This window comes from Ferroplasma sp. Type II, from assembly GCF_000496155.1.
In genome coordinates this window covers 1-3,358 of sequence record NZ_KI542829.1, presented here as the reverse complement: position 1 = coordinate 3,358, position 3,358 = coordinate 1, and the positions used below count along the sequence as shown (strand labels likewise).

The 3,358-nt window shown below is 37.7% G+C and carries 6 protein-coding genes; 2 read left to right on the top strand and 4 right to left on the bottom strand.

The features are described from left to right. Window positions 1–232 precede the first annotated feature (232 nt). Together AMDU4_RS13295 and AMDU4_RS13290 are read left to right on the top strand one after the other, a co-directional pair. A complete protein-coding gene (locus tag AMDU4_RS13295; protein ID WP_290705500.1) occupies window positions 233–355 on the top strand; it encodes a hypothetical protein in 123 nt (40 codons plus the stop codon). Window positions 356–407: 52 nt separating this feature from the next. Further along, the gene (locus AMDU4_RS13290) at window positions 408–947 is read left to right on the top strand and encodes a hypothetical protein (RefSeq protein WP_021788448.1); all 540 of its coding nucleotides are present in this window, start codon (window positions 408–410) and stop codon (window positions 945–947) included. A 39-nt stretch (window positions 948–986) separates the two neighbouring features. Here the strand turns inward: AMDU4_RS13290 and AMDU4_RS13285 are convergent, their stop codons facing one another. The 4 genes from AMDU4_RS13285 to AMDU4_RS13270 all read right to left on the bottom strand — a co-directional run. Beyond that, window positions 987–1,109: a hypothetical protein gene (locus tag AMDU4_RS13285; protein WP_290705497.1), complete on the bottom strand. Its 123-nt coding sequence runs from the start codon at window positions 1,107–1,109 to the stop codon at window positions 987–989. A gap of 180 nt (window positions 1,110–1,289) precedes the next feature. Further along, window positions 1,290–1,445 (bottom strand): hypothetical protein, encoded by a 156-nt coding sequence (locus AMDU4_RS13280; protein ID WP_290705503.1) that lies wholly within the window; start codon window positions 1,443–1,445, stop codon window positions 1,290–1,292. 382 nt (window positions 1,446–1,827) lie between these two features. After that, window positions 1,828–1,995, bottom strand: coding sequence for a hypothetical protein (locus AMDU4_RS13275; RefSeq protein WP_021787653.1), 168 nt, complete (start codon window positions 1,993–1,995; stop codon window positions 1,828–1,830). Between the two features lie 541 nt (window positions 1,996–2,536). After that, window positions 2,537–3,358 (bottom strand): DNA/RNA helicase domain-containing protein (locus AMDU4_RS13270; protein WP_021788447.1); only part of this gene is annotated, 822 nt, incomplete at its 5' end.

Below are 3,358 nucleotides of genomic sequence, written 5' to 3'. Positions count from 1 at the left end.
TTTACGCTTTCGAAACTGATTTCACTAATTTTATGAGCTTCTGATACTTTGCCCATCGATTTAACCTTTAATACTTATCAGTTTTTAATATTTAAATTACAGCGTTCCGAATCTAACAGAAATTCTATGAATCCTGGCAACGCCAATATGACAGCCTTTCTCTTTGATCGGGTTGGTTCATTTCCTCTCCGTAAAATTCCAAGGAAATTATTATAATTATGAGAGAAGGCATATGTCATTATGTGTGGGTAGCAGGCCTGTAGTAACATCATCAATGGCATATGAGGAAACAAGAGGTATATTAAGGAACTCATTTCAGGATATAACAAAGAAAAAAATACGAGAAAGGATTTAAATATCAGGAAAACAATATAATAAAAGAGCCAACAGAACCAGAGCCTGAAACCATGCACACTAAAGAAGAACTGGCACGATTGGTGAATTTATGGCAACAGAAGTTTAAGGAAGCTCCAGAAGGGAGTGAAGAGAAAATGGAGGCAAATGAAATGATTAGGAAATATACAACTGAATTAGAGAAGCCAGCAAAGAGTGGGACGACCTCGACAAAGGAGATGGTAACAACGAGCGAAAAAAGAGAAATGTGGAAAGAATGTCAGCATGCTCAAGATATGTATCGCCGGGCTTTAGATATTGCGGGGAAAGAATTTGAAAGAAAGGTTGACGTTTTAAAGAAAGAATATTTTGAGTTTAAGACAATCTCAGAGAAAAAATTTGATGAACTTGCAGAGGAACTCATAAAAAACTATATTATAGCGAAAGGTGAAGCGAAACTAGCGTTTAGAATGGCAATACACGATGTAGGTAAGGAGTGCGAAGATATGTTTTCGAAGGAAATCACAATAAACGATATTCTGGAGATAGATGAGAAATTTAAAGAAGCCAGCAAAGAGTGGGACGACCTCGACAAAGGAGATGATACGAAATGAGCATAAAAGATTATTTAATTAACTAAAGTTTTGCGTTAATTATATTGCACTTCTATTATACATTGCAAAGAAAACATTCCTTGATGACCTGTAGGGATTGGTTATTGATGCTTCAAGCGCATCCATAAAACGGTTTCCGAATCTTCTAATTGTTTTTGCCATAGTTTTTAATAGTTCAAATCAGACCCATCTCTTTCTCTTTTCCACGGAATTATTGGGGCCTGGATATTTACACAGAGATCTTATCCTTGCGATTTCGAGGAGCACCCTCCCAGTAACTATGAGACGGAGGTACAAGTCTGTCTTGCATAGCTTCCTGAGGAATATGTGCCCTAACCCGTCCTACTTGAAATCTCTGTGCATGACTTCAATATCCCATCTTTGAAGATATGTCTTCAGGATTCTTCTGGTACTCCATTTCACGTGGTTGGTTACACAGTATCGCTTTCCGTTGATTCCTTCAGAGATTATGACCTTTACTGAACCAATCCCAGGCATTTTTCCATACATTTCCCATGTGGAATATGTGTTTCCTGATATTTTCATGGTTACAGAATCAAGGTAACTGAGAGTGACAAGTTAAGGGTGGTCCATCTCCCCTTAACCTTGATCTTCCTGTTCCCCTTGCTCTGAAATACCAGGTCCAGATTCCTTTCATTCAGGAATTCCATATATCAGACAAATGTATGACAACACATCCATCTTATTGAAATATTAATTTAATCTAATTTTGTCGACAAAATTAACGCAAAACTCTAGTTCTATAAGTATTCCCTCAGCCATGTTACGTTTCCAGAATATTGACGAGTGTCTATATTCTCAATTATTTCAGCATATACTTGTGGTGTTATATTTTCAATTCATTCCATGAGAATCTCTTTCACTCCCACTCCACTGTAACCTTCACTTTCTTTGGTTCCTTGTCCCCGAATACCGATTTCTGAACATATAATGTTCCTATTGCTGGATTCCCAGAGGTTTTCTCCTGGAATCTATACGTGTTCTTTGTTGCTCTCTCGAACTCAAATTCTATTTCTTTCTTATCCAATTTTTTTCACCTCCTTTAATTTTTCAAATATCTCATTATTCCAGTTTCGTTTACCAATCCTTGCACGCACATCGGATTCCTGTAATATAGATGATCCATATCATTCCTATAGCAATGTGCACAGTGGACATGTTTGGATTCATAATCGAGGTTGTGGCAGGACCCATTTCAAAATCATCCATATGGTAAGGATTGATTCACATGGGCAGGAAAGGATATTTCTGTAGCCGCATATAATATTATAAGGAGTCAATATATCATGTTTTTGGTTTCAATCGAGAGTTCCTAAAAAATCAACAAAGAATTGGCAATGTTTTTATTTAGTTTTTGAAGTGAAAATATTTGTTTCCCGACCCTTAATCCCAGCAATTTCTAAGTGATAGCTTGCTTATTTTATACGAAGGAAATACTGGCTCTGGCGATTCACATCTGTGGAGAATAACATTCTCAAAGGGATAATTGATTCCACGCAAACATATCAGCAAGCTTTATATTTTCTGTCTTTCATTATTTCATTACTCAAATTCCTATTAATACATGATTATGGATTGCAGCATTTTTCAATATGCCTGCTTGTTTCCTCATCCTCGCAGAATATGTAAGTGCCGTGTATTCCCCTTGTCATTAAAATCCTGTACCTGTTGATTAACAGTTCAATAGACTTCGCGTATGCCTTAGTATCTCCCTCCTTTCCAGCCCGGAATAATTTCTTAATCTCAAAATCCTTGCAATCGTCGCCCAGTGCCCACTTGCCATTTCTCCATACCAAATCACGCCCCCATATTAACCCTATATAATCCGCCTCGAATCCCTGTGACCCATAAACTGACGCACATTTTTCCAGCATGTTTGATTGTCCACCTACCCAGAAAGGCGCATACTCTTTCTTTGGATCCATGAGCCATTTTATAGTAATGCCTGAGTTTTTGTATAAATCAAATCCGGATGGAAGTGGATAGCCTATCCTCACATTATCCGGAGAATCTGTGTTTTTAAGGTCTCCTTTTGCCTCAGTAAATGACGCAACAAGTGCTGTTTTGTTTCCGGCATCTGATTTATTTCTGAGAGACGTAAGGAGATCCTGTATAGTAGGAAAAGATTTTAGGCCATAATATTCAGGATATTTCCATGGCTTTCCATCCAGTAGGTTATTCACGAATTCTCCATAGTCGTTTCCATTTCTGTACAGACCCTTGAGATTTATTTCGTGGGCATTTTCAAGGTATTTTATAAAATTATCCCTGGTGCCTTCTTCCTTCTTGCCCAGTATCTGAGAATCATCATAAAAAAATACAGATATGTCCGCAACTTCGCCCCCGTGAATTATGTTGTTCACAGTCATCCTCTGGGCCTCATCAAAGAT